The sequence below is a fragment of the Streptomyces sp. NPDC039480 genome, assembly GCF_055597165.1.
The window spans coordinates 1077525-1093501 of the sequence record NZ_JBVITX010000001.1; the positions used below are offsets into that span (position 1 = coordinate 1077525).

Sequence of the window (15977 nt, forward strand, 5' to 3'; positions counted from 1 at the left end):
CGTTTCGAAATCAGAAACGTTGGGTGGATGCTAGTGTTTCGAATAACGAAACGCAAGGAGAGGTCATGCCGACACCGCGCCCAGGAACACCGGTTCGTGGATCGACGACCGGCCGTCCCCTCATGGCCGCGTTGGACCTGTTCGGCCGACGGTGGGCGCTGCGCATTCTCTGGGAACTGCGTGCGGGCCCGCTCGGCGCCCGCGCGCTGCTGGCACGGTGCGAAGGACTGTCATCCAGCGTCCTCTATCAGCGGCTCCGCGAACTCACGGCGAACGGAATCATCGCCCCCTCGGCCGATGGCTACGAGCTCACTCGGCTGGGGACAGCGCTCAGGCACGCCCTCCATCCGCTCGACGAATGGGCGACCACCTGGGCGCAGGAGCAGGAACACCACGCTCAGGAGCCCAAGCCCACGGAGACGTGAAGGCTCGGCCCTATCCCCGGATGTCGCCCGTCCAGTCGAAGCGGCGCGGGGCGCCGGGACGTGGGCGGTACGTCGCCCGGCCGCCGTGGCCGAACTGTCCGAGCTCCGTCCGGAGAGCAGCACCGGCGGCTATGTCGTCCTGCGTCCAGCCGGTGATGTCGAGCAGCAGCCCGTCCAGTGGGCCGCCGACCAACTCGGCGTAGCACTGACCCGGGCGCGGGCCCGGGTGGTCGTGATCCTGGCCGTAGACCCGGCCGCGCAGCAGCTGCTCGTCGTCGCTGTCCATACGGACCAGCCTCCCAGCCGCCACTGACAACGAGGGCCCCCGGTCAGTGGCCGGACGACGGGGCCAGGTGCGCGCGTTCCCCCTGTGCCCCGAACAGGGCGAGCAGCTCCGCGGGGCGGCTGTCGGCGCTGCCGATCCAGTGGGAGATCCGGGTGTCGAACTCCGCGGCCTCGCCGGCTCCGAGCCGGAACTCCCGCTCACCGAGCACGAACCTGACCTGTCCGTCGAGGACGTAGAACCACTCGTATCCCTCGTGGGTCTGCAGCTTCATCGTGGGTGCCCGGCCGGCGGGCGGATGGATCACCTTGTACGCCTGGATGCCACCGGGCCGCCTGGTCAGCGGCACCAGCACGAGACCGGACCGCCGCACCGGACGCAGGTGGACGCGCGGATCCCCGGTGGGCGGCGCCGCGACGAGGTCGTCGAGCGGGACGTCGTGCGCCCGGGCCAGGGGCAGCAGCTGTTCGAGGGTGGGGCGGAGCTTGCCGTTCTCCAGGCGGGACAAGGTACTCGCCGTGAGGCCGGTCTCCGCCGCCAGCGCCGCCAAGGTGGTGCCGCGCGCCCGGCGCAGCGCACGCAGCCGCGGCCCGACGCCCGCCAGCACGTCTCCGGTGCGGTCATCCCCGCTGCCCATCTTGCTGTCCATTCCGCTGTCCGTGCTCTTCATGGCCCGATGATGCCCCGACAGTGCGGATCCGCAACTTTTCTTGCCGGGTGGAAAGGGTGGTGCCGATGCTGTCGGTACATCACCGGGGTTTCCGGTGCGCATCGGACCGGATCTGATCGCGCTCGGCACGCCGGCCGACGAAGGGGCAACTCACATGGATTCCACCGGAAGCCGACCGGCCGCGAGCGGGGACGACGACGCCGAACTGTTCTGGGAGCAGCACTACCGTGCCCGGCGCACCTGGGGCGGGCGCGTCAATCCGCTGCTCGCCGAGACCGTCGCACCGCTGCGCCCGGGTGCGGCCCTGGACCTGGGATGCGGTGCCGGCGGCGACGCCCTCTGGCTCGCCGGACAGGGCTGGCACGTCACCGCTGTGGACATCTCCACCACCGTCGTCGAACGGGTGCGGGAACGCGCCCGGGATCTCGGCGTCGGAGACCGGGTCACCACCGAACAGCACGATCTGGCCGACAGTTTCCCCGCCGGGCGGTTCGATCTGGTCTCCGCCCAGTACTTCCAGACCCCGTTCGCCCTGCCCCGCGGCCGAGTCCTGCGCACCGCCGCCCAGGCCCTGCGGCCCGGCGGTCTGCTGCTGATCGTCGACCACGGCTCCGCCGCTCCCTGGTCGTGGAACCAGGACCCCGACACCCACTACCCCACACCCGCCGAGACCGCCGCCGACCTCGACCTCGACCCGGCGCACTGGTCCGTCCTGCGTGCCGACATGCCGCAGCGCCGGGCCACAGGACCCACCGGCGAGACGGCCACCGTCATCGACAACGTCCTGCTCGTCCAGCGCGGACCCGCAGGACTCACGCGGAACGGAGTGTCGCGATGAAGGACACCGGACTCCTCGGGGCCGACACCGCCGAGAAAGCCATGCTGCGGAGCTTCCTCGACCAGCTGCGGACCTCGATCGCCGACAAGGTCGCGGGCGCGCCCGAACCGCACGTCCGCACCGGCGGAGTGCCCTCGGGCACCAGCCTGCTCGGGCTGCTCAAGCATCTGGGGTTCGTCGAACGGTTCTACTTCCTCGGCGAGGAACCCGGCGACTGGCGCGCGACGCTGCGGCCCTCCGCGCAGGACACCGTCGACAGCGTGCTCGCCGACTACCGGCGGACCGTCGAGCAGGCGAACCAGGTCATCGAGGCCTGCCCGGACCTGGCCTTCCTCGCCCCGCGGCCCCCGCGCCGGGGCCCGGCGCCCTCGATGCGGTGGGTCCTGGTGCACATGATCGAGGAGACCGGTCGGCACGCCGGCCACGCGGACATCCTCCGCGAGCAGATCGACGGCTCCACCGGCCGCTGACGAGCCGGAGAACACAGACCACCCAGGAGGGCCACGAGGCCACGACGGCATGAAAGAGCCCCGACTGGACGGGGGAGACCAGCCGGGGCCGTAAAGCGTGGCGAGCGGAGGGCGGTCGCCTCTCGGCGGAAGGCTCCATGGGGCTTCAGCCGAACGATCTTCCCCATGGGCTATAGGTGAGGCCCGGGGACACTGTCCCCTCCGCAGCCACACTTAACAGAACGACGACCCACCCCCTGTTGTTCCAGATACGTGCCCTATACAGGGTGATCTGGAACACACCTTTTGCCCGGTTCGGGAGCCTGCGCCAGTCACACGAAGCGGCGTACGAACGCCAGCGCGACGTCGGCGACCTCCTGCCACCTGCTGTCGAGCGTCAGCGCGTGGTCCCGCCCGTGCAGCTCCACGATCTCCGTGACGCACGGACTGCGCTTCTGCCGTTTGTACGCGCCGCTGGCGAGCGCCCAGGGAATGGCGTTGTCCCGGCCGCCCGAGACGATCAGGAGCGGACCGCGCCGCGGGCTGCGGCAGTTGGCCTTGACCTCCGTGCGGGGATTGAAGTTGGCGAGGGCCGCCTGCATGGGCGGGGCGCACGGCGCGGGCACGGCGTACCGCTCGTAGAGGGACCGGGCCTCCTCAACGCTGACGGCGTTGGCGTAGGCGTAGCGGAACTGCTCGAAGGTCAGCGGCTTGGCGCGCTTCCGATTGGCGGGGTTGGCGATCATGGGGAGCAGCGAGCGCACCGTCGACAGCGGCATCGCGAGGACGCCGCGGAACGGTGCCGGGTCGATCGCCACCGAGGCGGCCGACAGACCGCGGCCCGCGAGGATCTGCGTCAGCAGCCCGCCGACGGAGTGGCCGATGACCACGGGCTTGCGCTCCAACGTGCCGATGCGCCCGGCGAGATGGTCGGCGACCTGCCCGATCGTCGTGCCCGCCACGGCCTCGGGGTGCTGTCTGGCCTCGGCCGTCGTCGCCGGTTCACCGGGCCAGGTCAGGGCGACCGGAGCGAACCCGGCGGCCTCGAAGTGCGGGAGCCAGTGGTCCCAGCTGCTCGCCAGCATCCAGAGGCCGTGCACGAACACGGCGGGCGTGCGACCGGAGGTGTTGGCCCGGTCGATCTGCTCTGCGTCGGTTGCGGACATACCCTGACGCTACGGGCGGAAGACCCCGGCCGTCAGGGCGACTCCGCACTGTGGCCGATACCGCCGCCCACGCGTTCCGGAACGTGCCCCCCCGGGTGTCGGCGCCCCGCGGAAGTCGCCAGAGGCGCACGAAGGCCCGCGACGCGCCCCTGTCCACAGCGCACCGCGGGCCTTCGCCCCCCGTCAGCGGGTACCGACCGCCGCGCGCACGGCCCGGCGGGCCAGCTGGCAGTCGTCGTGCAGCCGCCTCAGCAGCAGCCGCTGTTCCTCGCCGGTCGGCGCGGCACCGGGGTGGGGCGGGCCCGGCGCCACCGGGGTCGAGTCGTGCATCGAACGCTGCACGGCCGATTCATACGTACGGATCTCGCGGGTCAGGATCAGCATCAGATTCACCAGGAACGCGTCGCGCGCCGCGGGGCCCGCGGCCTGCGCCCGCTGACTGATCTCGCGGCGCGCCGCCGGGGCGTCACCGAGGACCGTCCACAGGGTCGCCAGGTCGTACCCCGGCAGGTACCAGCCGGCGTGCTCCCAGTCGACCAGGACGGGGCCGGTGGGGGAGAGCAGGATGTTCGAAAGGAGGGCGTCACCGTGGCAGAACTGCCACATGGCCTGGGGGCCGCCGCCCTGGTGACCGACCGAGTGCGCGATGCCATGCAGCAGCTTCTGCAGGTCGCCCATGTCACGGTCCGTCAGCAGACCCAGTTCGTGGAAGCGGGAGATCCGCCTGGGGTAGTCCATCGGCTTGCCGAACATCTCCGTCGGCGGCCGCCACTCGTTGAGGCGGAAGACGGAGCCGAGCACCGCACGGATGTCCGCACGCGGCGGCGCCTCGGCAGGGTGCCGCAGCAGAGCCGCCACCCGTCCCGGCATCCGCTCGATCACCAGCGTGCAGTCGTCGGGGTCGGCAGCGATGAGCCGCGGCGCTCGGACCGGCGGGCGATGCCGGACGAACGAGCGGTAGACCGCTATTTCGTGCCTGATCCGCTCGGCCCAGCCGGGTGATTGGTCGAGCAGGCACTTGGCGACGGCGCTGCCGCGCCCGGCCGTGCCGATGAGCAGCACGGTGCGGCCGCTTCTGCGCAGCACCTGCACCGGATTGAACTCGGGGCAGATGCGGTGCACCGAGGCGATCGCGGTGCGCAGTTGCGCCCCCTGGGGGCCGGACAAGTCGAGTCTCCCGCTGAGCGGTTGCGTGCCGGGCCCCGGCACGCGGGGCGTGCGGCCGACGCCGGGCAGTGCGCCCGCGGGGCGCACCGGCTCCAGATAGGGGCCGCTCCCCGGTGCCGGGGGCACCTCGCGGCCCCGGTGGACCGGGGGGCGCGGGCGGAGCGGCCGGGGCGGGGCGGACACGGAGGACGATGCTGCGTACATGGGCGATACAGATCCCTTCGTGTGCCTGTGAGTTGCGTGCGCCTCCCGGCCCGATCGCTTCGGGTGCACCCTGGGGAATGCCTGGCGGCGACCGGGTCGGGGTGGCGCACTCCTACCTGACACCCGGCGTCCCCTGGCACACCATGTGGCGCACCCTGGCGAACCCTGGCGAATAGTCGCTCAGCAACTGACAGGCGGTTACTGTCAACTCAGCCGAGAACCTGGGGGCTTGACGTGAACGGACAACCCAACACCCGCCTCTCCGACCTGTTCGGCCTGGCCGGCTGGTCGAAGGGGGAGCTCGCGAGACTGGTGAACCGGCAGGCGGCGGCCATGGGCCACCCCCAGCTGGCCACCGACACCTCGCGGGTGCGGCGGTGGATCGACATGGGAGAGATCCCGCGCGATCCGGTGCCACGCGTGCTGGCTGTTCTGTTCACCGAGCGTCTCGGCCGTGTCGTGACCACTGAGGATCTAGGTCTGGTCCGGCACGGGCGCGCAGGGAAGCGGCGTGGCGACGGGAGTGTGGAGCACCCCGACGGCGTGCCGTGGGCGCCCGAGCGGACAGCCGCGGTCCTCACCGAATTCACGGGAATGGACCTCATGCTCAACCGACGCGGCTTGGTGGGCGCGGGCGCTGCGCTTGCCGCAGGCTCCGCACTCAGCAGCGCCATGCACGACTGGCTGCACACCGACCCGGCCCTCAAGGCCGACGCCCCCCGTATCGCAGATCCCTTGCACGCCGACCCCGCCGGGTTCGACCGCTACGAGGCCGCCCCCATCGGGTCCCAGGAGATCGAGGAACTGGAACGCTCGGTCGAAGTGTTCCGCGCCTGGGACGCGGCCCGCGGCGGCGGGTTGCAGCGCAAGGCCGTGGTGGGACAGCTCAATGAGGTGGGCGGCATGCTCGCCTACCGGCACCCCGACCACCTCCAGCGGCGCCTGTGGGGCGTCGCCGCCAACCTCGCCGTGCTCGCGGGCTGGATGTCGCACGACGTCGGCCTCGAGCCCACGGCGCAGAAGTACTTCGTCATCGCCGCGCACGCGGCCCGCGAGGGCGGCGACCGCCCGCGCGCGGGTGAGGCACTGTCCCGGGCCGCGCGCCAGATGGTGCACCTCGGCAAGCCGGACGACGCCCTGGACCTGATGAAGCTCGCCAAGTCGGGCGCGGGCGAGGAGGCCCTGCCCCGCACCCGGGCGATGCTGTACACCATCGAGGCGTGGGCGCACGCGTCGATGGGCCGCGGCCAGGCGATGCGGCGCACCCTCGGCCTCGCCGAGGACCTCTTCGTGTCGGACAAGGGGGACGTGCCGCCGCCGAGCTGGATGCAGATGTTCGACGAGGCGGATCTGCACGGCATGCAGGCCCTGGCGTACCGCACCCTCGCCGACCACGAGGCGTCCGCGGCGGGCGCCGCGCAGCGGCACGCCAAGGAGGCGATCGAGCTGCGGGCCAAGAACCGCGACCGGTCGCAGATCTTCGACTACATCTCGCTCGCCTCGGCCTGCTTCATCGCCGACGACCCCGAACAGGCCGACAGGTACGCACGGTTGGCGCTGGTGTCGATGCGGGCGAACTCCTCGCACCGCACCTGGGACCGGCTGCGTGAGATGTACCGGCTGACCGCGCAGTACGCCGGCTATCCGAAGATCCAGGATCTGCGCGAGGAGATCAAGCTGGCACTGCCGAAGGGGGCCAAGGGAAGGACGGCCAGGGCTTAAAGACCGACCAGGGCTCGCGGATCCAAGAGCGAGCAGTCAGAAGCGAGCCGTCAGATCCGCACGGCCAGCAGGCAGGCGTCGTCCTCGCGTGGTTCCTCGCCGAACTCCTCGACGACGGTCCGCACGCAGTCCTCTGCCGTACGTGAACCGGCCAGACGGGATGCCAGGGAGAGCAGCAGGCCCGTCGCCGTCTCTCTGTCGCGCCGCGGCACCAGGCCGTCGGTGTGCAACAACAACAGGTCCCCGGGCCGCAATTGCTCTTCGGCCTGCTCGTACTTCGCCCCGGAGGTGGCGCCGAGGAGCACGCCGTGCGGTGGCGTCAGCGTGCGCCCCGTCCCGTCGCGGAACAGCAGCGGGGCGGGGTGTCCCGCCTGCGCCCACGTGAGCAGGTGTGTGGCGGGGTCGTAGCGGCAGTAGACGGCGCTGCCGAGGGCGGGCTGGACCGTGGCGTCCAGTAACTGGTTCAGCCAGCCCATGACCTGGTCCGGCGGCGCGCCGGTGACGGCCATGCCGCGCAGCGCGCCGAGCAGCATCGCCATGCCGGAGGTGACGGTGACGCCGTGCCCGGTGAGGTCGCCGACGCTCAGCAGCGCCTGGCCCTCGGGCAGCTCCATCGCGTCGTACCAGTCGCCGCCGACGAGCGCGCTGGTCGAGGAGGGGAGGTACCGGCCTGCGAGGTCGAGGCGGGCGGGGCCGCCGTGCGGCAGCCGCAGGGAGCCGCGCCACGGCGGGAGGACCGCCTCCTGCAGTTCGAGCGCGAGGCGGTGCTCGGTCTGTTCGATGTCGCGGTGGCGCTGCAGCGAGTCGCGGCTCTCGCGGACCACGCGCTGGCTGCGGCGCAGCTCGCTGACGTCCCGCAGGACCGCCCACATGGAGGCGGTGGAGCCGTCGGTGGCGAGCACGGGCTCGCCCATCATGTGCACCTGGCGCCAGCGTCCGTCGGGGCGCAGGACGCGGAACTCGCCGTCGATGGGCTTTCCGTCGACGAGGCAGTCCGTGACCATCGCGGTCAGCATGGGCTGGTCGTCGGGGTGCACCAGCGACGGGAGCTCGTCCAGGGAGAGCGGGGGAGCGGCCGGGTCGCGTCCGAGGATGTCGTAGAGCTCGCCGGACCAACTGGCCTCGTCGGTGAGGAGGTTCCACTCGGCGCTGCCCACCCGGCTCAGCAGGGAGCCCCGGTGTGATGTCGTGGGCATCGGGGCGGCCGGTGCCGCGGGCTCCCCGCCCGCCCGCGGCGGGCCGTCCCGCAGCTGCGCCAGATGGTCGTCGAGGTCGTTGAGCTGGTGGACCGCCAGGTCGCACAGGGCCCGCTGCCAGCGTCCCGCCGGGTCGCCGTGGTCGGTGACGGCGTCGCGCCGCACGGCGTCGACCTCGCCGCGGAGCCGGCGTGTCTGCGAGATCAGCGCGTCGACCGTGCCGCGCTCGGGCGGCTGGGCGGCTGCGTGGTCCGCAAAGACATGGGACGGCATGAGGTGCTCCGGTGAAGGTGCGGTGCGACCAACTTGACGGGTGGTGGACCGCTAACGACTTTCGCACAGCGGGGAGGGGGCCGTAAGGGATTTGGCAACACACGATTCGGTGGTGCTTCTGACATATGCCTATGTCCTGTCGGTACGCGATACGAGGGGCTGGAGTCCAGTGCCGAGCAGTGAAGAAAGCGTGGGGCCTTGGGGCGGAATATGGAGTTCCGGCGGTGGGTCGGGGGTGAGGGGTGACCGTACGTGCCGCGACACATGGCAGCGGCTCCCCGAGTCGGACGCGGTCCGCTCAAATCCACCTCTCGGGACGTGTTCGTCGCGCGAACTCCCGTACGAATGGCGCCTGTTGGGGCTTCAGAACGGCGCGAATTGGTCGTACCGCTGCCCGCTATCCCTTCTGTCCCCGGCCCGGCGTCTGGGGTGACCGCGCGGCCTCGGCTTCGGCCTTGGCGTCGTTCACCGCGGCGGCGGCCTGCTTGGCGACCTCGTCGGCGGCCGCGGCGGCGTCGAGCGAGAGCGGCGAACCCGCCTCGAGCTCCGCGCTCCCTTCGGCGGGCGCCTCGCCGGCCTCGGCCGTGGCTGCCTCGGCGGGGCGCGTGGTCTCGGGAAGACCCGTCGTCGAGTGATCGCCGAAGGCCGTGGTGACGGTGCGGACAGCCTCCGTCAGCTCGCCCGGGATCACCCAGAACGTGTTGTTGTCACTGTTCGCCAGGTGGGGAAGCGTCTCCAGGTACTTGTACGCCAGGACCTTCGGGTCGGCGTTGTTGCGGTGGACGGCCTGGAAGACGCGCTCCACCGCCTTGGCCTCGCCGTCCGCCCGCAGGATCATGGCCTGCTGTGTGCCCTGGGCCTCCAGGATGTCCTTCTGCTTCGTGCCCTCCGCGGTGAGGATCTTGGCCTGCCGCTCCCCTTCGGCGTGCAGGATGGCCGCGCGCTTGTCGCGCTCGGCCCGCATCTGCTTCTCCATCGCCTCCTTGATGGTGTTCGGCGGATCGATGGCCTTGATCTCGACGCGGTTGACGCGGATGCCCCACTTGCCGGTGGCGTCGTCGAGGACGGTGCGCAGCCGGGTGTTGATCTCCTCGCGCGAGGTGAGGGTCTCCTCCAGGTCCATGCTGCCGATGACGTTGCGCAGCGTGGTCACGGTGAGCTGGTCGATGGCCTGCAGATAGTCCGCGACTTCGTACGCCGCCGCCCGCGGGTCGGTGATCTGGTAATAGAGCACGGTGTCGATGTTCACCACGAGGTTGTCCTCGGTGATCACCGGCTTGGGCTGCGACGAATACACCTGTTCCCGCACGTCGAGTTTCGTGTTGACGCGGTCCGCCACCGGCAGGACGAGATTCAGGCCCGGCTGCAGCGTCCGGCGATATCTGCCGAACCGCTCGATGTTGTAGCGGCGGGCCTGCGGGACGATGCGCACAGAGGCAGCCACGAGGAAGACGACGACGATCGCCGCCACGAGAATCGGTATGACGACCGGATCCACACTTCCTCCATTGCCGTAGTTTCAGCTGTTCGCTGAAGGAGCTCGCGAGTCGCAGCCCTTCACGGAAGGAGCTCGCGGGGATAGACGATGGCTGTGGCGCCATCGATCTCCATGACATCCACCAGTGCTCCCGCCGGGATCACATGGCTTTCGTCCAGGGTGCGGGCGGACCATTCCTCGCCGCAGAGTTTGATCAATCCGTGGGACGCGGTGACCTCCCGCATCACCTCGGCCCGCTTGCCGATCAGGGCATCGCTGCCCTCGTGCGTGAGAGGGGCCTGCGCCATGTGACGCAGCGCGACCGGGCGGACGACGAGGAGGCCGCCTGCCGCCGCCGCGGCGAAAGCCACCAGCTGGCCCGCGATGCCGATGCCCACACCGGAGACCACGGCGGCGACCAGCGCGGCACCCGCCAGCAGTCCGAAGGCCAAAGTCAGGGTGAAGAACTCCGCGGCGCCCAGCGCGGCGGCGGCGACCAGCCATGCGAGCCACGGCATCGGATCAGCCTCCCTCGGGGGACTTATCTACAAAACTACCTCCGGGAACGCCGGGCGGAACAGGCTTCTCCCAGGACCGTGCGTGCTCACACCTGTTCTTCGGGGGCGGCAGAGACCAGACCGAGCCGCTCGGCGGTGCGCGTGCGCTCGACGAGGCGGGCGACCAGGGGGCGCAGGGGGCCGTACATACCGAAGTCGGCACCGGCGCGCAGGATCTCATCCTTGGCCTGCAACAGGGCGCGGAGGCCCACGCAGTCGCAGAAGAGCACCCCTTGCAGGTCTATGAGGACGCGGGTGGGGCCGGCGTCCAGGCAGGCGCGGACCGCTTCATAGAGCGTGCCGACGGTGCTCAGGTCGATCTCGCCGGTGAGGAGGATTACGCACTGCTTCTCCAGCAGAACCGTCTCCGTACACAACCGCGTACTTTCGTCCGGAGCCGAAATCACGTTCCCCTTTCGACAGCCTTTCCCACCGCGCCGGAATCCCGAGGGGGGGCTGAAAGGCCCGAGTACCCCCGGGCCGCCGAAGCACGCGCCTCAGGGAATCCACACGCATTCGGAATTTCACGTGCATCCGCTCGGCGCTCCCGGAGCGAAGCGTTCTGTAGCCCTGTATCGATCACATGGCCGAGAGGACGTGCAATGCACAGGGGGCAGAACACCCTGGGTCTGGAGAGCGCCCGCGGAATCGACACCGACGTGTCCGCGGCGGTGGGACGCACGCTCGAGGCCATCCTTCGCCAACGGATCGTGGAAGCCAGGGCCATCGACGCCACGTTCGCGGAGGACATCGCGGAACGGGTGGCCCGTTTCACGTTGCGGGGCGGCAAGCGCATGCGCTCCCAGTTCCTCTGGTGGGGTCTTCGGGCGTGTGCGGGCGGCGCCGGCGTCGACGAGGCGGCGGCCGCCCTCCGCCTCGCCGCGGGCCTCGAGCTGATCCAGACGTGTGCCCTGGTCCACGACGACGTCATGGACGGGTCACCGCTGCGGCGGGGCAGAGCCGCCGTCCACGTGGACCTCCGGAACCAGTACGCGGCGCACGGAGCGGGCCGGCACGCGGCGCACGGAGCGGGCAGGCCGCGCGAGCCGTTCGGCGAGGCGGCCGCCATCCTCGTGGGGGATCTGGCGCTCAGCTGGGCCGACGACGTGATGGCGTCGACCGATCTCGACGCGGCGAAGGCGTCCCGGGCGCGCGCACTGTGGCAGTCCATGCGCGCCGAGATGGTGGCCGGCCAGTACCTGGACCTGCACGGGCAGGTCACCGGCTCCCGGTCGATGGGCAGGTCCGTCCGGATGGCCTCGCTCAAGAGCGCCCTGTACTCGGTGGAGCGTCCGCTGGCCGTCGGCGCGGCGCTGGCCGGCGCGGACGAGGCGACCACCCGAGCGCTGTGTTCGGCGGGTCGTTGTGCCGGAATCGCCTTCCAGCTGCGGGACGATCTCTTCGGTGCGTTCGGCGAGCCCGGTGAGACCGGCAAACCCTCTGGAGACGACATTCGTGAAGGCAAGGGCACGTACCTGTTGGCGGTGGCCACCGCCAGGGCCCGGGCCACGGCGGACCGCGACGTGCTGACCCTCCTCGAATCCTGCGTCGGCAGAGCGCGCCTGGACGAGGACGACGTCGACAAGGTACGGGAGGCCCTGGTGACGACCGGCGCGCGAGCGATCGTCGAGGACAAGATCCGCCACCTGGTCGGGCAGGCGAACCGGCATCTCGCCGCCGGCGCCTTCGTCCCCCACGCCGAACAGCGGCTGCGTGCGCTCTTCCACCGCGTGACCGGCCCGAGCCCGGCCGATGAGCCCCGCGTGACCGGCCCGAGCCCGGCCGATGAGCCCCGCGTGACCGGCCCGACCCCGGCCGGTGAGCCCCGCATGACACGACCGGCCGCGGCCCGTCGACCGGGCCCGCCGACCGCCCCGGAAGAACCCTGTACCAAAGGCGGGAGCCTATGAAGACCGTGCCAGGGCCGACCGACCACGTCGTGGTCGTGGGCGCCGGACTCGCGGGCCTGTCCACGGCCCTGCACCTGCTGGGCCGTGGACGCGCGGTGACGGTGGTCGAACGCGCCGGGCACCCGGGCGGCAGGGCCGGACTGCTGCTCCGGGCGGGCTACCGGATCGACACCGGCCCCACCGTCCTGACCATGCCCGACATCGTCGAGGACGCCTTCGCCGCGGTGGGCCAGAACATGCGCGACCACCTGGACCTCATCCCCCTGCACCCGGCCTACCGCGCCCGGTTCGCCGACGGCAGCTCACTGGACGTCCACACCCGGCCCGACGAGATGGAAGCGGAGATCGCACGCTTCGCCGGCGCGCGGCAGGCCCTGGGATACAGGAGGCTGCGGGCCTGGCTCGAGCGCCTCTACCGGCTCCAGATGCGCCGCTTCATCGACACCAACTTCGATTCCCCCCTGGAGCTCCTGACCCCCGACCTGGCGCGGCTCGCCGCCCTCGGCGGCTTCGGCCGCCTGGACGCACGCATCGCCTCCTTCATCTCCGACGAGCGGCTGCAACGCGTCTTCTCCTTCCAGGCGCTGTACGCGGGTGTCCCCCCGGCCCGTGCCCTGGCCGCGTACGCGGTCATCGCCTACATGGACACCGTCGCCGGCGTCTACTTCCCGCGCGGCGGCATGCACGCCCTGCCGCAGGCCATGGCCGACGCCGCCACCCGGGCGGGCGCCGACTTCCGGTACGGACAGGACGTCCGGTGCCTGGAGCGGACCGGCCAGCGGATCACGGCCGTCGTCACCGACCAGGAACGCATCCCCTGCGACGCCGTCGTCCTGACGCCCGACCTGACCGTCACCTACGAACTGCTGGGCCGCACCCCGTACCGCCCGAGGCCACTGCGGCACTCGCCGTCCGCCGTGGTCCTGCACTTCGGCAGCGCCCGCACCTGGCCCCACCTGGCACACCACACGATCTCCTTCGGGGCCGCCTGGCAGCGCACCTTCCACGAACTGACCCGCACCGGCCGCCTGATGACCGACCCGTCCCTGCTCATCACCCGCCCCACGGCCACCGACCCCGCCCTGGCACCCCCCGGACGCCATCTGCACTACGTACTCGCCCCGTGCCCCAACACCGACATCGGTCCCGGCGCCAAGGACTGGCGGGAGCTGGCCCCGCGCTACCGGGACAGCCTCCTCGCCGCACTGGAACGGCGCGGGCTCACCGGGATCGCCGAGGCCGTCGAGGCGGAGTGCCTGGTGACTCCCGCCGACTGGACGGCGCAGGGACACGCCGCCGGCACGCCGTTCTCCGCCGCCCACACCTTCGCGCAGACCGGCCCCTTCCGGCCCCGGAACCTGGTGCGGGGCACGGAGAACGCGGTCCTCGCGGGGTGCGGCACCACTCCCGGAGTCGGCGTGCCGACCGTCCTCCTCTCCGGCAAGCTGGCCGCCGCACGCATCGCGGGCCCCCGCCGCTCGCCCCACCTCACCTCGCCCGGACACGCCGCCGAGGGAGGAGCCGGATGAGCACCCGGGAACTGGACGCCGCGGCCATCACCGACCCCGTGCTGCGCTCCGCCTATGCCCACTGCCGCCGCCTGAACGCCCGCCACGGAAAGACGTACTTCTTGGCCACCCGGCTGCTGCCGATCGAACGGCGGCCCGCCGTCCACGCCCTGTACGGCTTCGCACGCTGGGCCGACGACATCGTCGACGACCTGGCGGACACGGCCCCACCGGCCGAGCGGGCCGCGGCACTACGACGCCTGCAGCACCACTTGGACCACGCGATGCGCACGGGCACGAGCAGCGAACCCGTCGCCGCGGCCTTGGCCGACACGGCCCGGCGGTACGCCATCGACCCCCAGTACTTCACCGACTTCATGGCGTCCATGCGGCAGGACCTCGAAGTGAGCGAATACCCCACCTATCACGACCTCGAGCGGTACATGCACGGCTCGGCCGCCGTCATCGGCCTGCAGATGCTGCCCGTCCTGGGAACCGTCGTACCCCGCGAGGAAGCAGCCCCGCACGCCGCCGCACTCGGCACGGCCTTCCAACTCACCAACTTCCTCAGGGACGTCGGCGAGGACCTCGACCGCGGCCGCACCTACCTTCCCGGCGAGCTGCTCGCCGCGCACGGCGTCGACCGCGGCTTGCTGCACTGGAGCCGCGCCACCGGCCGACGGGACACGAGGATCACCGCGGCGTTGAAGGCCACCGCCGCCCTGACGCGAGACGTCTACCGCATGGCCGCACCCGGTCTCGCCATGCTCGATCCGGTCTCACGCCCCTGCATCCGCACCGCTTTCGTGCTGTACGGCGCCATCCTCGACGCCGTCGCCGACGACGGGTACGCGGTCCTGCACCGCAGGGCGGTCGTCCCGCGCCGGCGCCGCGCCACCGTCGCCTGCGACGGTCTGTGCCGGCTCGCCGCGGCCCGGCTGCGCCACCGCCTGAACGGCGGCGGACCGCCGCCGCCGTCGCCCGAACCGGCCGGACACACACCACCGCACCTCACCCACGGCGTGCGCCGCCGACCGTCCCCGAAGGAGCCGGTATGACCGGTGACTCACGCCCGCGTGGAACACGCGGCACACCTGGAGCACGTGGCACACAGGGAACCGGGCGCTTCCCCCTGCGGCTGCGCCGGCGGCCCGTGGCCTGGGAACACCAGCGCCCGACCTGGCGCGAAGCGAGGCCCGCCGTGATCGCCGCGGCGTCGAAACGCGCTCAGAGCCGCCCGTCCGGCAACTGGTACGTGCTCGGCGCCACCCGGGACATCCGGGACGACCGGCCTCTGGGCCGCACCGTCGCGGGCCTGGAGATCGTCGTGTGGCGCGGCGCCGACGGGGCGTTGCGGGCCGGCCCCGGTGCCTGCCCCCACTTGGGCGCCCCGCTCAAGGACAGCCCGGTGCGCTGCGGCACGTTGATCTGTCACTGGCACGGACTCGCCCTGGACGGCGGGCCGTTCGGGGCCTGGCAGCCGTATCCGACGTACGACGACGGTGTCCTGACCTGGGTCCGGCTCGACGACGTCGGCGGCGAACAGGCGCTGGACCGGCCCGTGCTGCCCGTGCGCCCGGAGCTCGCGAGGAGTGTGGCGACCGTGGTCACCACGAGCGGGCGCTGCGAACCCGAGGACGTCGTCGCCAACCGCCTCGACCCGTGGCACGGCGCCTGGTTCCACCCGTACTCCTTCGTCGATCTGACCGTGGCCCCCTTGAGCGGTGAAGGCGAGGGGCAGGACGACCCCGAGGACGACGCGTTCACCGTCGACGTGTCCTTCAAGGTGGGCGGGCGTGCGGTCGTGCCGGTGCGGGCCGTCTTCACCGCACCGGAGCCCCGTACCGTCGTCATGCACATCACCCACGGCGAAGGCGCGGGCTCGGTCGTGGAGACCCATGCGACTCCCCTGACCGCGGCCGGCGCCGGGCGGCCCCGGACCGCCGTCGTCGAAGCGGTGATCGCCACCTCCGACCGTCCGGGCTTCCTCGTCGCCCAGGCCACCGCCTCCGCGCTGCGACCGCTGATGCGGGCGGCGGCGGCGCGCCTGTGGCGCGACGACATCGCCTATGCGGAGCGGCGCTGGGCTCTGCGCAGCACCGGCCGCTTTCCCGGCTGAAGCGAAGCGATCC

The 15977-nt window shown here is 71.7% G+C and carries 16 protein-coding genes; 8 read left to right on the plus strand and 8 right to left on the minus strand.

The genetic code is table 11. The annotated features are described in order from the left end of the window. Nucleotides 1–122: 122 nt before the first annotated feature. Complete coding sequence (locus ACZ56E_RS04085; RefSeq protein ID WP_471211541.1) at nucleotides 123–425, plus strand: winged helix-turn-helix transcriptional regulator; 303 nt, start codon at nucleotides 123–125, stop codon at nucleotides 423–425. A gap of 10 nt (nucleotides 426–435) precedes the next feature. On the opposite strand, the gene ACZ56E_RS04090 is transcribed toward ACZ56E_RS04085, so the two are convergent. Further along, a complete protein-coding gene (locus ACZ56E_RS04090) occupies nucleotides 436–711 on the minus strand; it encodes a hypothetical protein (RefSeq protein ID WP_471210766.1) in 276 nt (91 codons plus the stop codon). 43 nt (nucleotides 712–754) lie between these two features. Then, nucleotides 755–1378: a helix-turn-helix domain-containing protein gene (locus ACZ56E_RS04095; RefSeq protein WP_471210769.1), complete on the minus strand. Its 624-nt coding sequence runs from the start codon at nucleotides 1376–1378 to the stop codon at nucleotides 755–757. A gap of 154 nt (nucleotides 1379–1532) precedes the next feature. On the opposite strand from ACZ56E_RS04095, the gene ACZ56E_RS04100 reads away from it, so the two are divergent. Continuing rightward, nucleotides 1533–2216: an SAM-dependent methyltransferase gene (locus tag ACZ56E_RS04100; RefSeq protein ID WP_471210772.1), complete on the plus strand. Its 684-nt coding sequence runs from the start codon at nucleotides 1533–1535 to the stop codon at nucleotides 2214–2216. After that, entirely contained in the window at nucleotides 2213–2686 is a 474-nt protein-coding gene (locus ACZ56E_RS04105) for a DinB family protein (RefSeq protein WP_471210774.1), read from the plus strand. The genes ACZ56E_RS04100 and ACZ56E_RS04105 overlap by 4 nt, the downstream gene beginning before the upstream one ends. Nucleotides 2687–2997: 311 nt before the next feature. On the opposite strand, the gene ACZ56E_RS04110 is transcribed toward ACZ56E_RS04105, so the two are convergent. Further along, nucleotides 2998–3831: an alpha/beta hydrolase gene (locus ACZ56E_RS04110; protein ID WP_471210777.1), complete on the minus strand. Its 834-nt coding sequence runs from the start codon at nucleotides 3829–3831 to the stop codon at nucleotides 2998–3000. A 183-nt stretch (nucleotides 3832–4014) separates the two neighbouring features. After that, on the minus strand, nucleotides 4015–5202 hold the full coding sequence (locus tag ACZ56E_RS04115; protein WP_468606324.1) for an aminoglycoside phosphotransferase family protein: 1188 nt from the start codon (nucleotides 5200–5202) through the stop codon (nucleotides 4015–4017). Between the two features lie 234 nt (nucleotides 5203–5436). Here ACZ56E_RS04115 and ACZ56E_RS04120 point away from each other — a divergent pair, with 234 nt between their 5' ends. Then, nucleotides 5437–6924 carry a DNA-binding protein NsdB gene (locus ACZ56E_RS04120; protein ID WP_468606322.1) on the plus strand — a complete coding sequence of 496 codons (1488 nt, stop codon included), beginning with the start codon at nucleotides 5437–5439 and terminating at the stop codon, nucleotides 6922–6924. Nucleotides 6925–6974: 50 nt separating this feature from the next. Here ACZ56E_RS04120 and ACZ56E_RS04125 read toward each other — a convergent pair whose 3' ends face one another. The 4 genes from ACZ56E_RS04125 to ACZ56E_RS04140 form a co-directional block, all read right to left on the minus strand. Next, entirely contained in the window at nucleotides 6975–8393 is a 1419-nt protein-coding gene (locus tag ACZ56E_RS04125) for a PP2C family protein-serine/threonine phosphatase (protein WP_471210780.1), read from the minus strand. Between the two features lie 397 nt (nucleotides 8394–8790). Then, nucleotides 8791–9891 carry an SPFH domain-containing protein gene (locus tag ACZ56E_RS04130; RefSeq protein ID WP_471210782.1) on the minus strand — a complete coding sequence of 367 codons (1101 nt, stop codon included), beginning with the start codon at nucleotides 9889–9891 and terminating at the stop codon, nucleotides 8791–8793. A 59-nt stretch (nucleotides 9892–9950) separates the two neighbouring features. Further along, nucleotides 9951–10388 carry an NfeD family protein gene (locus tag ACZ56E_RS04135; protein ID WP_471210784.1) on the minus strand — a complete coding sequence of 146 codons (438 nt, stop codon included), beginning with the start codon at nucleotides 10386–10388 and terminating at the stop codon, nucleotides 9951–9953. Nucleotides 10389–10474: 86 nt separating this feature from the next. Beyond that, complete coding sequence (locus tag ACZ56E_RS04140) at nucleotides 10475–10804, minus strand: STAS domain-containing protein (RefSeq protein WP_468606315.1); 330 nt, start codon at nucleotides 10802–10804, stop codon at nucleotides 10475–10477. Between the two features lie 225 nt (nucleotides 10805–11029). Between ACZ56E_RS04140 and ACZ56E_RS04145 the strand changes: the two genes are divergently transcribed. Genes ACZ56E_RS04145 through ACZ56E_RS04160 form a run of 4 tightly spaced genes read left to right on the plus strand, consistent with a single transcriptional unit; the run spans nucleotide 11030 to nucleotide 15964 of the window. Continuing rightward, nucleotides 11030–12337, plus strand: a complete 1308-nt coding sequence (locus ACZ56E_RS04145; protein WP_471210787.1) for a polyprenyl synthetase family protein — start codon at nucleotides 11030–11032, stop codon at nucleotides 12335–12337. After that, nucleotides 12334–13866, plus strand: coding sequence for a phytoene desaturase (locus ACZ56E_RS04150; protein WP_471210789.1), 1533 nt, complete (start codon nucleotides 12334–12336; stop codon nucleotides 13864–13866). Before ACZ56E_RS04145 ends, ACZ56E_RS04150 begins: the two co-directional genes overlap by 4 nt. Further along, a complete protein-coding gene (locus tag ACZ56E_RS04155; protein ID WP_471210792.1) occupies nucleotides 13863–14903 on the plus strand; it encodes a phytoene/squalene synthase family protein in 1041 nt (346 codons plus the stop codon). The genes ACZ56E_RS04150 and ACZ56E_RS04155 overlap by 4 nt, the downstream gene beginning before the upstream one ends. Then, a complete protein-coding gene (locus ACZ56E_RS04160; protein WP_471210794.1) occupies nucleotides 14900–15964 on the plus strand; it encodes a DUF5914 domain-containing protein in 1065 nt (354 codons plus the stop codon). The genes ACZ56E_RS04155 and ACZ56E_RS04160 overlap by 4 nt, the downstream gene beginning before the upstream one ends. The last annotated feature ends 13 nt before the right edge of the window (nucleotides 15965–15977 follow it).